This window comes from Paenibacillus herberti (assembly GCF_002233675.1).
Classification (GTDB): Bacteria; Bacillota; Bacilli; order Paenibacillales; family Paenibacillaceae; genus Paenibacillus_O; species Paenibacillus_O herberti.
Genome location: NZ_NMUQ01000003.1, coordinates 59,446 through 78,785, shown reverse-complemented (window position 1 = coordinate 78,785; position 19,340 = coordinate 59,446). Strand labels below are relative to the sequence as shown.

General features: G+C 45.5%; 15 protein-coding genes and 1 pseudogene. 7 read left to right on the top strand and 9 right to left on the bottom strand.

Annotation, left to right across the window (positions count from 1 at the left end; genetic code table 11):
- Nucleotides 1-124: 124 nt before the first annotated feature.
- Entirely contained in the window at nt 125-1,501 is a 1,377-nt protein-coding gene (locus CGZ75_RS19825; RefSeq protein ID WP_089526029.1) for an MATE family efflux transporter, read from the bottom strand.
- Nucleotides 1,502-2,412: 911 nt separating this feature from the next.
- Between CGZ75_RS19825 and CGZ75_RS19815 the strand changes: the two genes are divergently transcribed.
- From CGZ75_RS19815 to CGZ75_RS19805, 3 genes are all read left to right on the top strand, one after another.
- Nucleotides 2,413-3,699: a DUF5050 domain-containing protein gene (locus tag CGZ75_RS19815; protein WP_089526027.1), complete on the top strand. Its 1,287-nt coding sequence runs from the start codon at nt 2,413-2,415 to the stop codon at nt 3,697-3,699.
- A 179-nt stretch (nt 3,700-3,878) separates the two neighbouring features.
- A complete protein-coding gene (locus CGZ75_RS19810) occupies nt 3,879-4,106 on the top strand; it encodes a DUF6199 family natural product biosynthesis protein (protein ID WP_245850978.1) in 228 nt (75 codons plus the stop codon).
- A gap of 253 nt (nt 4,107-4,359) precedes the next feature.
- Nucleotides 4,360-4,950: a ParB N-terminal domain-containing protein gene (locus CGZ75_RS19805; RefSeq protein ID WP_089526026.1), complete on the top strand. Its 591-nt coding sequence runs from the start codon at nt 4,360-4,362 to the stop codon at nt 4,948-4,950.
- Between the two features lie 561 nt (nt 4,951-5,511).
- On the opposite strand, the gene CGZ75_RS19795 is transcribed toward CGZ75_RS19805, so the two are convergent.
- From CGZ75_RS19795 to CGZ75_RS19780, 4 genes and pseudogenes are all read right to left on the bottom strand, one after another.
- Nucleotides 5,512-6,231, bottom strand: a complete 720-nt coding sequence (locus tag CGZ75_RS19795; RefSeq protein WP_089526024.1) for an SDR family NAD(P)-dependent oxidoreductase — start codon at nt 6,229-6,231, stop codon at nt 5,512-5,514.
- A 502-nt stretch (nt 6,232-6,733) separates the two neighbouring features.
- Entirely contained in the window at nt 6,734-7,150 is a 417-nt protein-coding gene (locus tag CGZ75_RS19790; protein ID WP_089526023.1) for an SRPBCC family protein, read from the bottom strand.
- A gap of 5 nt (nt 7,151-7,155) precedes the next feature.
- Nucleotides 7,156-8,178, bottom strand: a complete 1,023-nt coding sequence (locus CGZ75_RS19785; RefSeq protein WP_089526022.1) for an aldo/keto reductase — start codon at nt 8,176-8,178, stop codon at nt 7,156-7,158.
- A gap of 24 nt (nt 8,179-8,202) precedes the next feature.
- Nucleotides 8,203-8,835: pseudogene (locus tag CGZ75_RS19780) on the bottom strand (aldo/keto reductase); the annotation flags it as partial.
- A gap of 251 nt (nt 8,836-9,086) precedes the next feature.
- Here CGZ75_RS19780 and CGZ75_RS19775 point away from each other — a divergent pair.
- The 3 genes from CGZ75_RS19775 to CGZ75_RS19765 all read left to right on the top strand — a co-directional run bounded on the left by CGZ75_RS19775 (nt 9,087) and on the right by CGZ75_RS19765 (nt 13,902).
- Nucleotides 9,087-9,704, top strand: a complete 618-nt coding sequence (locus CGZ75_RS19775) for a TetR/AcrR family transcriptional regulator (RefSeq protein WP_245850976.1) — start codon at nt 9,087-9,089, stop codon at nt 9,702-9,704.
- Nucleotides 9,705-9,747: 43 nt separating this feature from the next.
- Nucleotides 9,748-12,066 carry an MMPL family transporter gene (locus tag CGZ75_RS19770; RefSeq protein WP_089526021.1) on the top strand — a complete coding sequence of 773 codons (2,319 nt, stop codon included), beginning with the start codon at nt 9,748-9,750 and terminating at the stop codon, nt 12,064-12,066.
- 288 nt (nt 12,067-12,354) lie between these two features.
- Nucleotides 12,355-13,902: an MDR family MFS transporter gene (locus CGZ75_RS19765; protein WP_089526020.1), complete on the top strand. Its 1,548-nt coding sequence runs from the start codon at nt 12,355-12,357 to the stop codon at nt 13,900-13,902.
- A gap of 364 nt (nt 13,903-14,266) precedes the next feature.
- Here CGZ75_RS19765 and CGZ75_RS19760 read toward each other — a convergent pair whose 3' ends face one another.
- On the bottom strand, nt 14,267-14,839 hold the full coding sequence (locus CGZ75_RS19760) for an HXXEE domain-containing protein (RefSeq protein WP_089526019.1): 573 nt from the start codon (nt 14,837-14,839) through the stop codon (nt 14,267-14,269).
- 121 nt (nt 14,840-14,960) lie between these two features.
- Between CGZ75_RS19760 and CGZ75_RS19755 the strand changes: the two genes are divergently transcribed.
- The gene (locus CGZ75_RS19755) at nt 14,961-15,548 is read left to right on the top strand and encodes a TetR/AcrR family transcriptional regulator (protein ID WP_089526018.1); all 588 of its coding nucleotides are present in this window, start codon (nt 14,961-14,963) and stop codon (nt 15,546-15,548) included.
- A gap of 560 nt (nt 15,549-16,108) precedes the next feature.
- On the opposite strand, the gene CGZ75_RS19750 is transcribed toward CGZ75_RS19755, so the two are convergent.
- From CGZ75_RS19750 to CGZ75_RS19740, 3 genes are all read right to left on the bottom strand, one after another.
- Entirely contained in the window at nt 16,109-16,828 is a 720-nt protein-coding gene (locus CGZ75_RS19750) for a class I SAM-dependent methyltransferase (protein WP_089526017.1), read from the bottom strand.
- 272 nt (nt 16,829-17,100) lie between these two features.
- Nucleotides 17,101-17,577, bottom strand: coding sequence for a GNAT family N-acetyltransferase (locus CGZ75_RS19745; protein WP_042166759.1), 477 nt, complete (start codon nt 17,575-17,577; stop codon nt 17,101-17,103).
- Between the two features lie 415 nt (nt 17,578-17,992).
- Nucleotides 17,993-19,291: an IS110 family RNA-guided transposase gene (locus CGZ75_RS19740; RefSeq protein WP_089522044.1), complete on the bottom strand. Its 1,299-nt coding sequence runs from the start codon at nt 19,289-19,291 to the stop codon at nt 17,993-17,995.
- Nucleotides 19,292-19,340 lie beyond the last annotated feature (49 nt).

The window sequence follows — 19,340 nt, the reverse complement described above, 5'->3', positions numbered from 1 at the left end:
TTATCCTGCGCTCGACCTTTTTTCCATACTTAGAGCTAAAGCTGGGGCTGCCTGAGGCATTCCCTCTGTTGATGTGATGCTCGTTGGACGCGTCTAGCGTCTTGCCGCATCTAGCGCCTAGCGTCTATGCCGATATGCTTTCTGCATTCGTATTCGTCGTTAAGTTCCGTACCCACTTTCCTGAGCGGAACCGCTGCCAGCCAATGATAAAGCGCACAACTTCTTCTAACGATAGGAAAAAATAAACCCAGAAAATCGGCTGTTTCCATACAACGGATAGCAGCAGACCAAGCGGCACGCCGACCAGCCAGGTCACACTCGACTCCATTGCAAATACAAATTTGCTGTCGCCTCCGCTTTGCAACACACTGCCGGCCATAATCATATTTGCAACCTTTACCCAAATAAAGGCGGCAAACACCCACAAAATATAAATCGAAAGCTGATTCGCTTCCGTGGATACCTGAAACAGCTTGGCGTAAAGCGGCGCAATGAGCGCAATGACTATACCTAATCCAAATGCCACTACAATACCGAACCGTATAAGCCGCTTCGCGTATTGCTGAGCTATTATAGCTTCACCGGCGCCCAGCTTATTGCCGACCATAACAGCGGCAGCCCCGCTAATACCGGTCAACATGCCAATCATCAACCCCTGCAACGGGAATGTGATCGTCATAGCTGTCATTTCCACCGTGCCCATGCGACTGTAGATAATAGCATACACCGCCTCACTCAGCACCCAGACCAGCTCCGTGAGCACAAGCGGATACATCGTAATGAGGAACTTGTTTGCGAGCGGCTTCGATATGCTAAATAACTCCTTAACTGACGTTCCGCCGGGCAGCTTATACACATAGACAGAGCCAATAATAAGCGAACATTCGATGATCCGTGCGGTTAGCGTTGCATAAGCCGATCCGGCCAGCCCTAATTCCGGGAAGCCAAAATGACCGAAAATGAGCAAATAGTTCAGCACAACGTTCACGATGACGGTAAGTAAACTGATGTACATTGGAAACTTAACATGCCCCGTGCTCCGCAGCATTGCAGAATACAGCATCGTCAGCATAGCGGGAATGAAGCTGATGGCGACAATTTGCAAGTAGATGCGTCCATCGCCAAGAATGTTTTTATCCGTTGTGAACAAGGACAATAACCAGTCTGGCTTAATAAAAACTACGGCCGCAAATAGCAGCGACAACGCCAGGCCAATAGTTAGCGCGAGGCCAAGCAGCTGCGAGATGCTTTTCCGATCCTTCTTGCCCCAATATTGCGCGACATATATAGAAAGCGCCGCTGCCAAACCCGCTAGTACAACCGATACCACACTGTTGATTTTGCTCGCAATGCCTACTGTCGCGATGGCGATATCGCCAAGCTGTCCGACCATTACCTGATCCGTCATAAAGAGAAGCGACATCACTAAGCTTTGAAGCGTAATCGGAACAGCTAGCTGAAGAAGCGCTTTATAAAATGTTTTATTGTCGCTTTTACTCATTTCTGTGCCTCATTCCTACCCAATTTATTTTCCCGCTTATCCGCTATCCGTTCATTCGCTGGCTGCGAATGAGTTCATCAACTAGCTCAAAATCGAATACATGCCGCTAAAGCATGCCCCCTCCTTCCAGCACCGGATGACGGAACACGTACCTGCCGGGAGAACAAAAAAAAAGTACAACCTCGACTTCGTCGAGGTTGTACTTTTCAGTAACATTGCCGTCATTTGTCATTGAGTATATCACCATAAATTTGTCAATTCAATATGATATTTCTAAAAAATCTTGCTGCGGTTGTATAGCCATTCAGCCAGGCAGCTTCTCGATCCAACCAGCACTTATAAAAGGCAGGTTCAATCCGCTTACTCGATTAGTTTCTCTAGTTCAACATATTTAACTATCTTTATAACTGCCTTCCATGTAGAGATTCCCAGTCCCTCCAGGGCATTATTTCAAGATCAGATCTAGGTTCGTCATCCAGCATAGAAATAAACTCTACAGAATGACCGTCTGGGTCATCAAAATAAATTGACACCGCTGGCATAAACGGAAATACCATCAATTTTCCCGAACTCTCACCTAGGAAATTCGTAGACTCGATCCCTAACTCATTTAAACTCGCCGATATTTCATAATTGCTTACGTTAATATGTGTTTCAAATAAACCTCTAATCATTTAAGCATCCCCTTTCACTTAAAAAATGTGCCATTCTTTGTCATCTGGCACTAAAGTCGGGACAGCCTTATACACTTCAAGATATCATCTTTCCCCATAATTAATGAACCGAATTCTAAAAATTGGTTTATGTATTGTGAGCAATCAACAGGAGTTGTTAGCTTGTAAGTGTGCAACTTATGATTAAAGAATACGTCTATACAAATAACTTAATATGGAATAAAAGGGGTGAAAGCGATGGGAACGCGAGTTAAGATGGCCCTACTGACCTTAATGTTGATGACATCCTTGTATAGTACGACGAGCGCAGCAGAAGGAACAAAGCCAATCGTAGTAAAGGTTAACAATCAAGAGGTAAGCTTTGACGTGCCTCCAGTTAACGACGAGGGCAAGATATTCGTCCCACTTCGTGCGATCGCGGATGCACTCGACGTCTCCATTTCGTCATGGAAAGGCAATCAGATCAAGCTCACGAACGGCGTCATCTCTATCGATTTGCAGATCGGCTCCTCTTCGTATCTCCTGAACGGCGTGAATCACACTTTGGATGCTCCACCCAGACTTCAGAACGGTAGGACGCTCGTTCCGATCCGCTTCCTGTCCGAAATGTTCGGCACGGATGTGTTCTATGCTGATCGAGTCGCAAACATCCGAACGCACAAACCCGATTCTCCACAGGAGCATGAGCTAGCTTCGGAAGTGACAGGCAATACTTCCGGTAATCTGGGGCTTGATAATAAGGGTCAATTTGCGGAATACAAGGGCTGGGTGTATTTCTTCAACAACACGGACAAAGGGAAATTGTACAAACAGAAGACGGATGGCTCAGATCTACAGAAGGTAAGCAACGATACTTATGTCACGAATCTAAATATCGTAAATCAAACGATCTACTATATGACCGATCACAAGATCGTCAAATCCGACCTAGACGGCAAAAATCGTATTGTTTTACAGGACTTCGGCGCCAGTGGTTTGAATGTGATGGTCGTCGCGGGAGAATGGATCTACTTTACGCAAGATAAAACGAATATGTTCGGGCAGTTATACCGCATGAAGTTGAACGGCACCTCGATGGAGCTGCTGGAGTCAAATCCGGTATCCCGCTTCATCGTCGATCGCGGCCGCATCTATTATGCCATCTATAGCCAGAAGTTGTTCACAATGAATACAGACGGCACAAATAAAAAGAAGATCCTGAACCAGGGCAGTATCCTATCTCTTGAGAAGAAGGATGCTCTCCTGTACGTGAACAACAGCGGCAAGCTGTATACGATGAAGACAGACGGTACGTCATCCACGCTGCTACTAGACCGGAATGCTCAGAATCTAAATGTGCACGGCAATTGGCTCTATTACGCCGACTACTCCGAATACAGCAAGAAACTGTACCGGATTCATCTGACAGACAAAACCGTGCAAAAACTCAGCGACAAAAAGACATATTACCTGAACATCGCAGGCGAGCGAATCTACTACTATAATCCTGACGCGAATGAAAATGTCGTACTGGATATTCCATAACGTAAAGCTAAATTTGAAGAGACTGTTCCCCGTGGGAGCAGCCTTTTCTTATGAGTGACGGTCTTATTAGGTCCGCAGCATTCGATTGTTTACAGTTAAACTGTCCTACCCATTTGAATTGGGAATATGCTTTAACTAAGATCCCGCTCATTATTTGGATGTTATTAAGGAGGGTGAAAGTGGCTGGAATCATTCTTTGCTTCATTCTCTCGCTGCCATTATACGCCGTATTGATCTGGACATTCATCGACACTCGGGAAAGCCTTCTTTTCGGACACCGGTGGATGTATAAAGAAGAACCTGAAATTTCGGAAGAGGCCATTACTTATCACAAAATCGCTTCAATTGTAAGCTTAGCAATTTTGACGCTTATTTTTATAATTGCCATTATTGTTGAATTGAATTAAATTGCTACAGCTTACTGTAATGACTCCTCATATGGTTTTAAATATTCACGCATCAGCTTATTCGATAGAGCCAGCGCTTCTTCACGTGTTTTTGGCGGCTTTGAACTAACAGTTTCATGTTAGATGATTACATAGCCAAAATGAACTTATCTCATCATCTCGAGGTTTATTTTGATTTTAACAGGCCCTCTTCACATAGGACAATTTTAGGCTTGAATATAATTGCTTAAGTCTAAACTTTGGGAGAGATAACATGCATCTTGAACGAATTTCTTTGGATTCAATCATCATTGAAAATTTGCTTCATGACACTCTTCGAAACCAAGCTGTATCCGATCGCATTACCAAGACGGAGGAGGACGAAAACCCGCTTCATGTTGAAGGACCTAAGAATGGCAAATACATTGCATTCCAAGGCGAGCACAGAATAGAAGCTTTAAAAAAATCGGGGACAAAGGATACTCTTTGTCTTGTTTCAGACCTCTCAAGTGAAGAAAATCGTATGATTAAACGACTAAGAAAAGAGCTTAATATTAAAAGAAGAAGCTCTTACGAGATAGCCAGAATGATTGAATTTTTAATCAATCGGAATTATACCATTCCTCAAATTGCTTCCGAATGTACTGTAAACGACTCGACTGTACGGAATTATCTCAAAGTTTTGGAAAGCAGTCCTGAGCTTCGAATCTCTTCAGAACAATCTGGAGCAGGTATACATGCCATACCTTCTATCGAGAACTTAACTAATTTCACGCCAAAAGTACAACAAAATATTACCCACCGATACATGGCTCGTAACATTTTCAAACCGCATATCGATTCTATAAAAAAATTAACGAAGTAGACGGAATTAAAAGCTTACCTGAGCTAGAACAAACCGACTGTGTTATAGCCGCTATTCATCAGACCCGTTTCAAGAAAGAGGATGCCCAGAACATCGTAAATGAACAGTTACTGCGTCAGAACTACTCATTAGAGATTCACGATTACATGTATCCAGTTGTCATGAACTTGATTAACCAGCTTAAGTTAAATCTCCATTCAAACTTTGTTGACCATTTGAATCCCAATCAAACCGAAACACTTCATAAAGCCATTAAAGAAATCGTTAAATTGGCTAATTATCCTCAAGGGAAATGGATTTCCCCATCTCACTTCCCCTTTTCAACAGAACATAATCATAACTTGAAAATCAAGAAAAATCGTTCTTCTAATAAAATAAAGCAAGAGCAAATACTCGAATAGATTGAACCTCTCACTCACTGAGGATATCGCCAAAAACAAAAATCCTTGATGGACTTGTCAGAAAATAAAAAAAGCAGCGGCAGACTAAGACGAGAATAAAGTCCTATACTGCCACTGTTGCTTCATTTTGTATATAAACTAATGCTTATCATCATCAAAATTATCCATTTGTATCAAGCATAGCTGGAATATTGATTTCTTTTACACAAGATGCCTTGGATAGATTCATCACGCATTTAACTAAAGAAACAATATCCTGAAGAGGAATTTGTGTGCCGTTATATTCCGATACGACCTTCTCGATGCCGTCTTCATATGGAATTTGAGTTGCAATCTCGCCTGGATTAATACATGTTACACCTATTCCATACTGCTTCACATGTTCCCTTAAAGAATTGGAAATACCACGCAATCCGAACTTTGTGGCCGCAAACGAAACTTGTGTAAAATCATTATTATCAAGTCCTGCCGTAGAGCCGATCAAAAAGATTTTGGCATTATCTGATTGTTTTAGATTCGGTAGCAGCTTTTGAATACATGTAATTGCAGAAGTTATATTTACATTAATAATTTGTGCAATTTCGTCTTGGCTATCATTCTCAAAATCGTAGTCATCCGTAAATCCTTTACTTTCCCAGATGCCGACATTATATATTAATACATCAATGGTAGTACCATTTAATGTACTCGCTATCCCACTGCTTTCACCAGGTAACGATAGGTCGGCTTCTATCCAGTTTCTTTGGACGCCATCGTTAAGGTCCAGACTCTCCGGACGACTTCTGGAAACCATCCATACTTTATCACCTGTCTCGGGCAATCCTTTAACAAATGCCTCTCCTAACCCTTTACTCGCTCCAAATATAATAAAGTTTTTCATATATTTCCCTCCATTTCTTTCTATTCTCTCATTTTACATCTTTATTTTGCTAGTCTTCAACTTAGTGGTTCAGCGATCGAGGAAGATTATTCGTCCAATTTATAGGTTGATGGCGCTGAATCGTTTTCGAAACTAAGAGACACTATTGATGAGACCTCAAGGTAAAATCACCCATTTTGAACTAAATAACGCTTCTCAGTTCCGCTAGATGATTCGCAAGCTCTATTTGAGGGGGAATAAGCTCTCTCAGTTCCGTTAGTATGTGCATGGACAAGCTGAGGTGCTCCGAGTTTCGTTTGTGTTAAAGCGAAGCGAGAGGAACTTCACAAAAAAACAGGAGGAAACTGAGCTTGGCTCAGCTTCCTCCTGTTTTGCTGTTAATCTAGTGCACTGTATCCAAAGTTGTAGACGCAGCAGCCGACAGCTTAATTACATATAGGATTCCGGGGCTTTAGTGACAGCCCTAAATTTCAGGTGATCTTCCCATCTAAATCAAAGCTCATCAACCCGGAAATAATAATCGCAAGGCGTCCAGACCATTTTTATAAATCCCATGAAACAGAGCTATGACCTCTTCGTCGCTAACCCCAACAGGGATAAAACTACCAGACCACTCCACCAGCGATGTTTCGCTGCCTGGAATCTCTCGAACTCGGATCGTCGCTTGATATTCAGTAGCCGGAAATGGTGTATCCGTAATCGAATAGGAATAGAAGCGCTCCTTGTTGTTGAATTCTTCCAGACGCTCTACGATTACATCACCGTTAGGGTTAACCAACCGACGCACACGTCCACCTTGGGTTAACTCGCTACTAGATATATAAGGCAACCAATCTGGTAGCGAGTTAAAACCTCCAATCAATTGCCATACCTCATCAAGAGAAGCTGGGATTTCAATTGCAGCAGCAGTGTGAGCCATATGAATTACCCCTTTCTGGAATCGATTGGCAGCGGCGCATGAGGCGCCACTAATTTCTGTTCACGCATTTCATGCCAAAATGCAACCGGAATAACTTCATTCCATGCAGCCTGATCCTCTACGATCCGCTCGGGGCGGCTAGCACCAGGAATGACGCCAGCAACGGCTGGATTAGCCAGTACAAATTGCAGGGCGGCCGACTTAATGCTGATCCCGTGTCGCTGCGCAATGTTTTTGATACGCTCGACTTTAGCAACGATTTCCGGCGATGCTTGCTGGTACTCGAAATGCGAACCTCCAGCCAGAATACCTGAGCTATAAGGACCGCCGATAATAATATCGACATTTTGCTTTGCAGCTTCGGGCATCAATCTTTGCAGCGCGCGCTCATGATCGAGCAGCGTATAGCGACCAGCGAGCAAGCATACATCCGGCTTCGCTTCCTCCAGTTCAAGAGTAATTTCAATCGGCTCTACACGGTTCACCCCGAGCCCCCAAGACTTAATTACCCCTTCTTCACGCAGCCGCGATAACACACGGAACGCCCCAGTTCGAGCAATTTCAAATTGTGAAAGCCACTCGTCGCCATAGAAATCCTGCGCTACATCATGAACGTACACGATATCCAAGCGATCCGTTTTCAAATGGTTCAGGCTCTGCTCGATAGATCGCAGCGTGGCGTCTGCACTGTAATCGTTGACGATTTTATTCTTGCGACCGAATTCGAAGAGTCCCCCCTTTTCGCCCAAGTCACGTGAGGATGTATCTTCAAGTTCGTCCAGAACCAAGCGGCCTACTTTTGTACTTAGCACATAATCGTCGCGACGGCGTTTCGAAAGTGCTTCACCAAGGCGGATCTCCGCCAGGCCGGCTCCATACAATGGGGCAGTGTCGAAGTAGCGAATGCCATGCTCCCAAGCGGCATCTACCGTTGCGATTGCTTCTTCTTCCGGAATGTTCCGAAACATATTACCAAGCGGGGCCGTACCGAAACCTAGTTTTCCTTGCAGCATATTTATCTTATTCATATATCCTCCTGCTCATGTTTCCTACTAAAAATCAAAGTTATCTGGGTCTGGACCGACGCGAAGATTCTGATTGAATCCATCCATTCGCTCCATATCCTCTTTTGTGATTTCAAAATCAAACACCGATGCATTTTCAACGATACGATGTTCTTTGGTCGACTTTGGAATAGTCACAACACCATTTTGCAGATCCCAGCGCAGTATAACTTGGGCAATAGACTTCCGATATTTATCTGCAATCTCTTTTAAAACCAGATTATCTAATAGTTGGCCCTGCATTAAAGGAGACCATGCTTCAAATTGAATACCTTGATTCTTACAAAAAGCTTGCAGTTCCCTTTGAGTCAAACGCGGGTGATACTCCACTTGATTCACCATTGGTTTAACTTCTGAATCCTTCATTAACTCTTCAAGATGATGAATGTGGAAATTACTTACCCCGATTGCCTTTACTCGCCCTTCTTTATAAATGGTTTCCAATGCTCTCCATGCTTCTTTAAACTTGCCTTCTACAGGCCAGTGAATCAAATATAAATCCAAATAATCCAGATCCAGCTTTTTTAAGCTCGTTTCATAAGCGGCTAACGTTGACTCGTACCCTAAGTCGGCATTCCATACTTTTGATGTTACAAATAGTTCTTCTCTTGTAAATTGTTCGTCATTTAAATATCCTCCTCATTTATGATCTTTAACCTATTTAATATCTAATATTGTTATCACGGAAATTGATCCTGCAGTAAACAATAGTATGATCTAATTCAATTTTTAATAGAAGTACGTACTTTTTTGTACTGTAGGCACTTTAAAGTTCCTATCGTCCTATCCAATAGAAAAGTTGCTCAAAGAGCAATATTGCACAATGAGCAGCTAAGTGTTAGAGTATAACAAGGCGAATTGGGGTGATTTAGATGATGAATAAACTAAGCTTACGTAGAATCAAGAGGGAGGCGACCGCACACGCTTTGGCTCAAGCGGCGTTCGAACTTACACTTCAACATGGATTGGACGGCTTTGTCGTCGAGGATGTAGCACAGCGTGCTGGCTACTCCCGAAGAACTTTCGCTAACCACTATTCCTGCAAGGAAGAAGCGGTCGCGATGGCGGCTGTACCTTTCCATGGGATAGAAGAAGCGGTGGCTATATTTAATAACATACCTGAGAGCTCAACGCCGCTTGACGTCATGTACCAATTTATGAAATTGCAACTAACCGAAGAAATTATTCAAAAAATGCTCCGACTCGTGACGCTTTCCAAAGAGCACCCGACGCTTGAGCCGTACATGCTTACTGTATTTCACCGTCTGGCAACAGAGGCTCAGCAGGTATTGAACGACTTATTCAAAGAGCATTATCCTGCGATTTACAGCCATGTTCTCACCGGTGCGGTTACCGGCGCCATTTTCCCCTTATTTGACGGAACGCTCCAAGTGGTGCTTCCTGGTCAATCCATGGATGAAGTCCCTGGTGCCGAATCGTTTGATCAATATTTAGACACTGTATTTGGCTATTTGCGTAACGGATTGTAGCGCCTGACGGGACTATTTATAGGAAAAAGGGGAGAACACCACAGTGTCCAAATTTTTGTATTCGATAGGAAAACGAGCATTCGATAAGCCATGGTATTTCATCGTTAGCTGGGTTGCGATTCTAGGTATCCTCGTGGCAATGCTCTTCTCCAACGGTATACATCTAAGTTCCGAGATGAAAATTGAAGGAACAGAAGCGCAAAATGTACTGGACAAATTGGCGAAAGAGCTTCCGGAAGCGTCTGGTGGACAAGGAAGCGTCGTGTTCACGTCAAAAGAAGGCGAGCGCCTAGATACACCGGAGCGGCTTGCTGCAATCAGCAAAGCTGTTAATGAAGTATACAGTATCGACCATGTAATCAATCCCGCCGATTATGCCAAACAAGCGGCTGCGTCGGCTTCCGGGGATGCCCAAGGCGCAATGCCGAACCAGAACGCTACAGCACCACCGGCTGAAATGCCTCCTTACGGACCTCTGATGATCAATGGTGCTCCGCTACCTGGCATGTTAATCTCCACTGATGGCAGAGTTGCCCTATTCCAGTTCCAGTTTACCGTTCAGCAAACGTCTGTGCCTAAAGAAGTTCAGGAAAAGGTAATCGAGGCCGTTATGGCCACCGAGAATGGAACCGGCATTACAGCGTTACCAAGCGAATCGCTTATGTCCAGCGTGCCTGAGGCCAGCATCGCTGAAGTTATCGGCATTGCCATTGCCGCAGTTGTTCTATTCATTACGCTGGGCTCCCTCGTCACTGCAGGTCTTCCGCTTCTAGTTGCACTCTTCGGTGTCGCTGTTGGGTTAGTGGGAGCATTTTCGATCTCCAAATTCTTTAACATGGGTGAAATCACACCAATCCTGGCACTCATGATTGGATTGGCTGTCGGAATCGACTACTCGCTATTCATCGTAAATCGCCAGCGCCGGATGATCCTCGATCAAGGGCTGAGTGCACGAGAAGCTGCGAGCAGAGCAATTGGCACAGCCGGCAGCGCCGTGTTTTTCGCTGGCTTAACCGTTATTATTGCCCTGTGCGGCATGCTTGTAATTGGGATTCAATTTTTATCCGCAATGGCCTTGGTTGCAGCAGCAACAGTTTTCATTAGTGTACTTGTTGCCCTAACCCTGTTGCCAGCGCTGCTCGGTTTGTTAGGCGAACGTATTTGCTCAACCAAACTACGCAATAAGAGCCTTACAAAAGCAGCAAACCACCGCATCGCAAGCGGATGGGTCAACGGAGTTGTAAAATATCGCTGGCTCGTTATAGTCGGGATAATCGCAGTTCTAGGTGTAGCAGCAATCCCAGTAACAAAAATGAATTTGGGCATTCCTTCCGCCGCTACGGCAAATCTAGATTCAACGACAAGACAAAGTTATGACGCTATATCAAATGGTTTTGGAGAAGGATTCAACGGCCCTCTGCTTCTCGTTGCCGAGGCCAGTGATTCTTCCGGCAAAGTAACACCGGAATCATTGGGCAAACTGGTTGGGGACATCCAGAAGCTAGAGGACGTCTCGCTTGTTACACCTATGGGAATGAGCAAAACTGGCGATATGGCAATCCTAAATCTGATTCCGAAGTCAGGACCGACCGACGAAGCGACCAAAAACTTGGTGGAGGAACTACGTGATCCAAGCTTTGCACAGAAGTACAATGTGACGCTTGGTGTTACCGGTTTTACAGCCATCAACATCGATATGTCGGATAGGCTGACAGAGGTTTTCCCGCTGTACGTAGTAATTATCGTCATTCTCTCGCTTATCATTCTTTTGTTAGTGTTCCGTTCGATCATCGTCCCTATTAAAGCCACGGTCGGTTTCCTGCTCAGCGTGCTTGCCACGTTCGGGCTCACAACAGCGGTATTCCAGTGGGGATGGCTCCACTCCCTGTTCGGGATAGACAACGGCGGTCCGTTGCTTAGCTTTATGCCGATCTTGGTTACCGGGATCCTTTACGGGCTGGCGATGGATTATCAGGTGTTCCTTGTAAGCTCTATGCGCGAGTCTTATGTTCATGGGCATCGGGGAATCGACAGTGTCGTGCATGGATATAAACAATCCAGTCTTGTCGTTGTGGCAGCTGCGATCATCATGGTATCCGTCTTTGCCGGATTCATTTTCACCGATGATATTATGATCAAACAAATAGGTTTTGCGCTTGCTATAGGCATTCTGATTGACTCTTTCCTCATCCGTATGACATTGGTGCCGGCAGTAATGGCGGTCTTTGGCGACAAAGCATGGGGTCTTCCTAAGTGGTTAGACCGTATTCTGCCGAATCTGGATGTCGAGGGCGATAAACTTCTCGCTGAACTCAACAAAACCGAAGAAGGCGAAAAAGCCAAGGTGGCTCATTCTCACTGATGGCATCTTTTTGAATGAGAGAGCCGTATTGCAAAAACGGAGCTTTCCCAATAACCCCTTAAAACTAGCTGGCGGTTTTTAAGCCATATTAGCAAAACAGGACGAAGCTGAGCCATGCTCAGCTTCGTCCTGTTTGCGTTCTTCTCCCACAGCTGCTGGGCAAAACAAAGCCATTCGACCACGAGGCTGCTTTTTTTAATCTGCCCCTCGAAGCATTCCGTTCATATTCAGTCCATATTCCATTGTTAGAATGGCCTCATTCCAATATTGAATTGAGGTTGATTTCCTATGTCCCTGCAGCCATCCGCGGCCTCCGCCGCCCATCCCGCTCCCGGCGCGGCGACAAGCAGCCGTATCGTGCTCGCGGGAATACTGGTCGGGCTAATCTTCTCCGAGCTCGACGAAACGATTGTCACGACCGCCATGCCCACCATCATCCGGGACCTGCACGGCATGTCCCTTTACGGCTGGGTCGCAGGCATCTACGCGCTGGCGCTGACCGCCTTCATGCCGATTCTCGGCAAGATGGCCGACTTGTTCGGCCGCAAGAAGATTTATCTCGCCTGTATGGCGCTATTCATCGTTGGCTCCATCATCAGCGGAGCATCCGGTTCCATGGTCATGCTGCTTATCGGCAGAGGCATCCAGGGCATCGGCGCTGGCGGCCTCATGCCGATCGCTATGTTGATCATGACGGATATGTACCCCGTGGAAAAACGAGCCAAATTAATGGCCCTCGTCGGGCCGATTATGTTCATCCCGCAGCTGGCAGGTCCGCTGCTCGGAGGCGTCATTGTAGATGCTATCAGTTGGCACTGGATATTCTTTATCAATATTCCGGTCGGCGTCGTCGCGGCGATTTTAATCGGCAAAGGACTGCAGGAATCCCGCGGCGAGGGCAAGCCGTCCATCGACTGGGCGGGAGCCGCGCTTATCCTGGGTGCCATCGTATCGCTGCTGCTCACTCCCGAGCTCGTTAATATGGGCTCTTATACATGGCATTCGCCGCTGATCATCGGTCTGCTCATCACAGGCGCGGTGCTGCTCGCCGCTTTTGTCTGGGTGGAATCGCGCGCCAAGGAGCCGGTCATCCCGCTGCATCTGTTCCGCAACCGCACGGTTGTAGCGCTTGGGGCTTTGATTTTCCTGACGATGCTCGGCATTCAAGGCTCTCTGGCTTCCTTTCCGTTCTACGCCCAGCATGTCATCGGCTTGTCGCCTACAGTCTCCGGTTATATGACGCTCCCTGTCATGGCCGGTGGAATAGGAACGAGCATCGCAGTCGGCTGGGTCATCACCCGGATTCCCTACAAAGATCTGATCGTAGCCTCCCTAGCGCTGCCGATTGCCGCCTTCGCGATGCTCTCGACGATCCATGCGGGCACCTCCATCGTCTTTATTCTGGTCGCATTCCTGCTGCTGGGAGCTGGATTCGGCGTGTTATTCGGTTCCGACAACCTGATCGTCCAGGAATCCGTAGACAAACGCGACGGCGGCAGCGCCATCGCAACGGTTCAGCTATTCCAGTCGTTTGGCGTGACAATCGGCTTCAGCCTTTTCGGCAGCCTGCTTTCCGGAAGGATCGAATCGGGCGTCGCAAGCATCGCGGATCAGCTGCCAGCTGGCTCGGAAACAGCCGTCGCATCCGGTGCGATGCCCACAGGTCTATCCCAGCCTCTCGTCCATGCCGTCGAGTCCATTTACTCCAACGCCTTCTCCTTCATCTTCACGCTGGCCGGCATCATCGCCGTGCTCGCCTTTGCCACAAGCTGGCTGCTGAAGCGGGAGAAGTTATCCTCTTCTCCAGAGCCGTCCGGCGAGGAGCAGGTTGCTTGAATTTGAGGTATTTCTAATGCTTCTAGCTGTTAAGTGAGATGGAAGTATGATGACAACCGAGTTTCCTTCCATTTCCAGCATTCATTCTCCATCTCATCTTTAAAGGCAGATCTAGTATTCCGCCCGATTCTTTCACGAGAGGTGCAATCCGGTCCACTGCTATCCGGTCTTCCCCCCAGAATCCGACCAAACTTTGGTTCGCAACATGATTCGGATCTATGCACATTCGTTGAAAATGATACGTAGGGCAACAGGCGATCTGCGTTATGTCACCGTATCCGTTGATTCTTTCGCAGACGAAGTCAGAATGATTTTTTTCACGCGCCCTTAACGCTCGTCCAAAGTTGTGCCCCCTCTAACTACTTCATTTCGCTTTCCCTCCCATAACAAAACGAAACAATACAGCATGTATAAGAACAGAAAACAGTATTGTACCGATCCACCATGCGATAGGATGCGAGAGCCCATGGAAAGTAACAAAATAGGCAGCGTAAAAAGAAATGAGAATTTGTAGACTAGCCATGACTAAACCTGGATTCCAACATCTCCGTCGAAATGCATCAACAATATGACTAGCACAATTCATAATGCTGAAAATAATAATCAGCAGTCCGAATCCAAGGCTAACTATGTTGAGCAAACCAAAGATTGAAAAAGCAAGCCATACGAACAGAATGTTAATCCAAAAAACCTTTTCGTCAGTAAGCCTTTCTTCTCCAAGAGGAAGTTTATAAAACACTTGATTCATGTAATCTTTGAAACCGCCGGGCAAATAGTGCTCCTCTGTCTGGTGAAACAAATACAGTGGAATATTAATTAGTGCCCAGAATAAAGCTTGCGACGGTTGAAAAAATGTAAATAACAGGAAAGTTGTTATAAGACCCAACCACGGCGTAGCTTTGGCCCAATTCTGGTTTCTGGCTAAAATGGATATCATCGTATACCCTCCTTGATGTTCGCGAAATTATGTGAGACACTTGTCTCGTATAATTTCATTGTACAGTATCCATTTATTTTGCGTAAATGCCTGAGCTATATTCGGGGCAGGGAGGGGCATTATGTATCGTATCAAGCAGGATAAGAGATCGATTCAATCAATTGAAAGGCTGAAATCGGCCCTGTGGGATTTAATGCATCATAAAGATTTTGCTGATATTTCTGTAGTTGAATTAGTTAGTGAGGCCCAGATGGGACGTGCTACATTTTATCGCAACTTCGACGCTCTTGAAGATATTTTGCGGCTTCACTGCGATGAAACTTTTGAGAAATTAAAAAAGGTTATGATTCAACACTATGAGCAAAACGATGGGGACGAAACCGCTATTAATAGAACGGTATTCATCAAACCGTTCTTGCGATTTTGGGATACCCATACGATAGTCATCCAACGGCTGATTCAGGCAAAGCGAACGGGCTTTATCCATGACGCTTTGTCTCGAACAATAGAGAGTGTAGTGATGTTACGAGCCAAAGCGGATGATGAGCTGTGGGGACGATATGACTATTTCATTGCCGCGCGAAGCGGAGAGGCGCTACATGTGCTCCTACATTGGATAAAAAATGAAAAAGATCTGCCACCTGATGAACTGGCAGACCTTGTTGCGGCCCAATGGCAAGCTTCCCTCAATTTGAAGCTGCAAGTGTAAGAACGTTATGTAAGGAAGCAATGCAATTCATACAGTTCTATCTGTAGTATCGTTAGTCAAGGGTTATCAAACGGCAGATTATTCTCCGTGTACTGCAGAGCACTGATTTAATGAACATAAAAAAACCACCCCAGTATCATTGTAACAAGCTAACAATGATACTGGGGTGGTAAGTCTTGAGCAGCCTATTGAACTCCAGGTCGCCCGGCATACGTAATATGCAGCAGTTGCATATTACGTATGCCGGCGGTCGTCGTTGTGCCGAGCGCAAAGGCGGGCTTCCATACGTAAGCACAAGGAACGTGAATGCAGGCCGACGTCAACGCCGTTCAGTCTAAATCTTTATTATTCGCAAACAACAATTGTCCAAAGAAAATAATGTATTAGACTGGAGGTGTTGATTTGACGCGGTTTTTGAGCTGGAAAATCGTCAGCGTTTGAGAAATAAGTTTTAGACTGACCCCAATATGTACACCAGCGGCAGCCCTGAACGAGAAAATAAAGTCTTAGACTGCCGCTGCTTTATTGAACTAACGTTTCTCGTTAGTTCAGGAGCGGTTCTAAATTTTTAAGATGAAGTTCCCACCTTCTTGAAAGACGACCTTAAATCCAGCACTTTGTAATTCTTGCCTTAGAACATCTTTTTTTAGATGTCTACGATGTGGTAACCACCATTCGCCATTGATCAAAGTTGCCGCCGTACCATATCCTTTGGGGTCTTGAACTTTATCATAAGCTATCCCTGAATTAGCATCATAAAAACTATTTTTGTAACTTCGAGTTTCATTATATATAGCAGATGAAACTATATAGTATCCTGAATCCTTTAAACCAGACGATACTATAGAAAAAAGCTTCTTTCGATCATCATCCGTAACGATACTTTGTAAGCAATAATTATCTAAGATAAGGTCATATTTCTTATCAAGCTTCGGTAACCCTAATAAATCTTGAACTCGGAAATTTATCACTATCCCCTTATTTTTAGCAATTTCATTAGCAATTTCTATGGCTGTCGGAGAAATATCTACCGCATCAACAGTGAAACCCTTATTCGCTAAATAACAAGCTCCAGCTCCTGTCCCACAGCCATATTCGAAAGCTTGAAGTGCAAATTCATTAATATTAATAATGCTGAATGCTTTTTCTAAAAAAGGACGCATCATAAAAATATCAAAGCTGTAGTTGGTGGGATCATGAAATTCGTCCCAAGCGGATATATTTCCATTTTTCATTTTTTGATATGTATCTTCATGTTCGTCATAATAATACTTTTTCATTGACTGTACTCCCCCAAATAGCCATATTCTATTGCATACGAGTATACATATTTCCTCTTAACTATATAGACGTCATAAATTACCATTTGTTACACTAATCTGCCCGTTAGCTTAACTAACGGGCGCCAGTCTACAACTTTATTTTACCGTGTTATCAAGAGCTAAATATAAAAAAGTCAGATATAATAAAGGGTTCCGCATATTAGTCATGAACAATATGTGGAACCCTTTATATTTAACTATCGTTCCCTGTTAGCTTAATACTTGCAACATCAAAGGCGTAAAATGGATATGGACTCGCCGTAGAAAATTTCTCCGTTTTCTTGGAAGCCAAAACTATCATAAAGTTTTTTAGCAACGATATTCTCTGCCTCATAAGAAGTCCAACAGAATTGCGCCGGCCCGGCTGGAAAAGTACGGATGAATTCTAAGCAACGTTTCATTGCCTCCCGACCATAACCCCTATTTTGGAACTTCTTATCAATCATCAGTCGCAATATGCAGTAGCTATCGAGGCCGATCGACGGAAGATCATAACCGGTTATTCGATAAGTCAACATCACAAAACCGACCGCCTGTTCATCCGAATAAATGGCAAACGGAAATGGATGTCCGCCATTCGTCGCTAGGACGTAACAAGTAGCTAGGCTAGCCAGATTGGACGCAACGAAATGCCGTTGGGCTTCCGAAACTTCTAAATCAAAAATGTCTTGTCGGTTTTCGAGAGTTACTTTTCTTAATGAAATCATGCAGCATATCCTCCCACTATAAAGTAATGTTTTCTCCTGTTTTCTCGCTAATTCGCAGTATTTCAACTTCGACATTTGAAGAGGTATTGGTGGAGAAGGTGATCTGCACCCAGATTTCCTGTAAGCGCGTAGGCGGGAACAGAGTTTAGGATCGCTTAGGGGTCCAAAACTGTGAGATGGTGGATATGATCGCACAGTGGATCTCCACATTTCGCCCTCGGGGTTTACCCTCCCATGTCACGCTGGGTCTATGCCCTTACATTCCTTCGTTCTACCTCTCAAGGGGTGGATGCCGATTCTTGCTCCTTTACGGGGTCGTTGCCCTTATGGAATATTGTGCTTCGGCTTCTCCGGTGCTTCCGTTGTCTTCGTTGCTTACGTTGAATCGTAAATGTCCAGGAGTTGTGCTTCTTGCTTAAGCAGCCGCTTGGTGCATCTGAGACTGTCGAACCGGCCCGATTACATCTACAGCGTTGTATGCCTTCTGTTTGGTTCCAAGCGTATGCAAGACCCGAATCAACTTCCCGCACAAGGCGATGAGCGATTGTTTCTTCTTCAGCGGATTCTGACTTCGCGTTGTATAGTGCTTGTGCAGCGCTTTGAACGCCTCGTTCTTCGCCACCATCGGCATTACCGCGCGGAACAACAGCGCCCTAAGCCGCGATCGCCCTCGTTTGGTAATGGAGGTTCTGCCTTTGCGCTTGCCGGAGCTGTTCTCTTTGAGATTCAGCCCTGCCAGTCGAATGATTTGTTGACCGTGATCGTAGTTGTTCAAATCCCCAACTTCCGCTAAAAATCCAGCGACGGTGATCGCTCCAACTCCCGGTACGGTCAGCATTTGTGCGGCTCCCGGAATGCTATCCAGGATCACCATGACTTGCTCCATGATTTGTTCGAGCTGTTCGCTGAAAAGCTCGAACTGGCTCAGGAGCGTGCTAAGCTCCATTCGTGCTGCAACCGTTCCCTCCGTCAGACCGATGGAAGTGGTGGCAGCAACGAGTAGCGCTTCCGCGCGCTTGATCCCTACGCCGCGCTTCACATCCGTCTTCCAGTGGGCCAGGACGTCTCTGGCTCCCATAGCGACGATGTCGGCGGGCAACGGAAACTTCCGCATGCTCATGAGCGACGCTTTCCCATCCCAATTCTTGAAGACACGGGAGTACTCCGGGAAAAACCGGTCGAACCAATTGCCGATGCGCCCTTTTGCTTGCGTTAGGCTTGCAGATACTTTCTCACGCAAATTCATGAGGATGCGCAAATCCGCGTATTCCTTGGTCGGTAGTTTAGGTTCGGAGTACTTCCCGTTCCGAATCAAATCGGCGATGACTTTCGCGTCCTTGTAATCGCTTTTCGTCGGCGAATTGTCCTCAAGCTCTTTCGTCTTATTTACATGAGACGGATTGACGACAACGACTTGAATCCCTTGTTCTTGCAAGAAAGCTGCGAGAGGAAACCAGTAGTGTCCGGTAGGCTCGATGCCAAACATGATTTCGGTCTTGCCGTGTGCTTGCCCGAGCTCTTTCATCCACGCCGATAGCTTCGTCAACCCTTCTGCGTCATTATGGAAGACGCAATCTTTGCCGAGTTCGATCCCTCGAAAGTCTACCGCACGAGCGACATGAACCTTCTTGGCAATATCTGCTCCGACAACCAGTGTTGCTTCGTTAATTCGTGTGATACGTTGATTCTGTTTCTGCTTCAATTTATACTTCATAATGAGCGCCTCTTTCGTATTGGAATTTGTTCTTTGGCGGAACACGATT

Coding starts and splice junctions, on each gene's coding strand:
- CGZ75_RS19795 (WP_089526024.1), bottom strand. CDS start 6,231: ATGAAAAACTTTATTATATTTGGAGCGAGTAAAGGGTTAGGAGAGGCA.
- CGZ75_RS19775 (WP_245850976.1), top strand. CDS start 9,087: ATGATGAATAAACTAAGCTTACGTAGAATCAAGAGGGAGGCGACCGCA.
- CGZ75_RS19790 (WP_089526023.1), bottom strand. CDS start 7,150: ATGGCTCACACTGCTGCTGCAATTGAAATCCCAGCTTCTCTTGATGAG.
- CGZ75_RS19815 (WP_089526027.1), top strand. CDS start 2,413: ATGGGAACGCGAGTTAAGATGGCCCTACTGACCTTAATGTTGATGACA.
- CGZ75_RS19745 (WP_042166759.1), bottom strand. CDS start 17,577: ATGATTTCATTAAGAAAAGTAACTCTCGAAAACCGACAAGACATTTTT.
- CGZ75_RS19760 (WP_089526019.1), bottom strand. CDS start 14,839: ATGATATCCATTTTAGCCAGAAACCAGAATTGGGCCAAAGCTACGCCG.
- CGZ75_RS19805 (WP_089526026.1), top strand. CDS start 4,360: ATGCATCTTGAACGAATTTCTTTGGATTCAATCATCATTGAAAATTTG.
- CGZ75_RS19785 (WP_089526022.1), bottom strand. CDS start 8,178: ATGAATAAGATAAATATGCTGCAAGGAAAACTAGGTTTCGGTACGGCC.
- CGZ75_RS19825 (WP_089526029.1), bottom strand. CDS start 1,501: ATGAGTAAAAGCGACAATAAAACATTTTATAAAGCGCTTCTTCAGCTA.
- CGZ75_RS19740 (WP_089522044.1), bottom strand. CDS start 19,291: ATGAAGTATAAATTGAAGCAGAAACAGAATCAACGTATCACACGAATT.
- CGZ75_RS19755 (WP_089526018.1), top strand. CDS start 14,961: ATGTATCGTATCAAGCAGGATAAGAGATCGATTCAATCAATTGAAAGG.
- CGZ75_RS19750 (WP_089526017.1), bottom strand. CDS start 16,828: ATGAAAAAGTATTATTATGACGAACATGAAGATACATATCAAAAAATG.
- CGZ75_RS19765 (WP_089526020.1), top strand. CDS start 12,355: ATGTCCCTGCAGCCATCCGCGGCCTCCGCCGCCCATCCCGCTCCCGGC.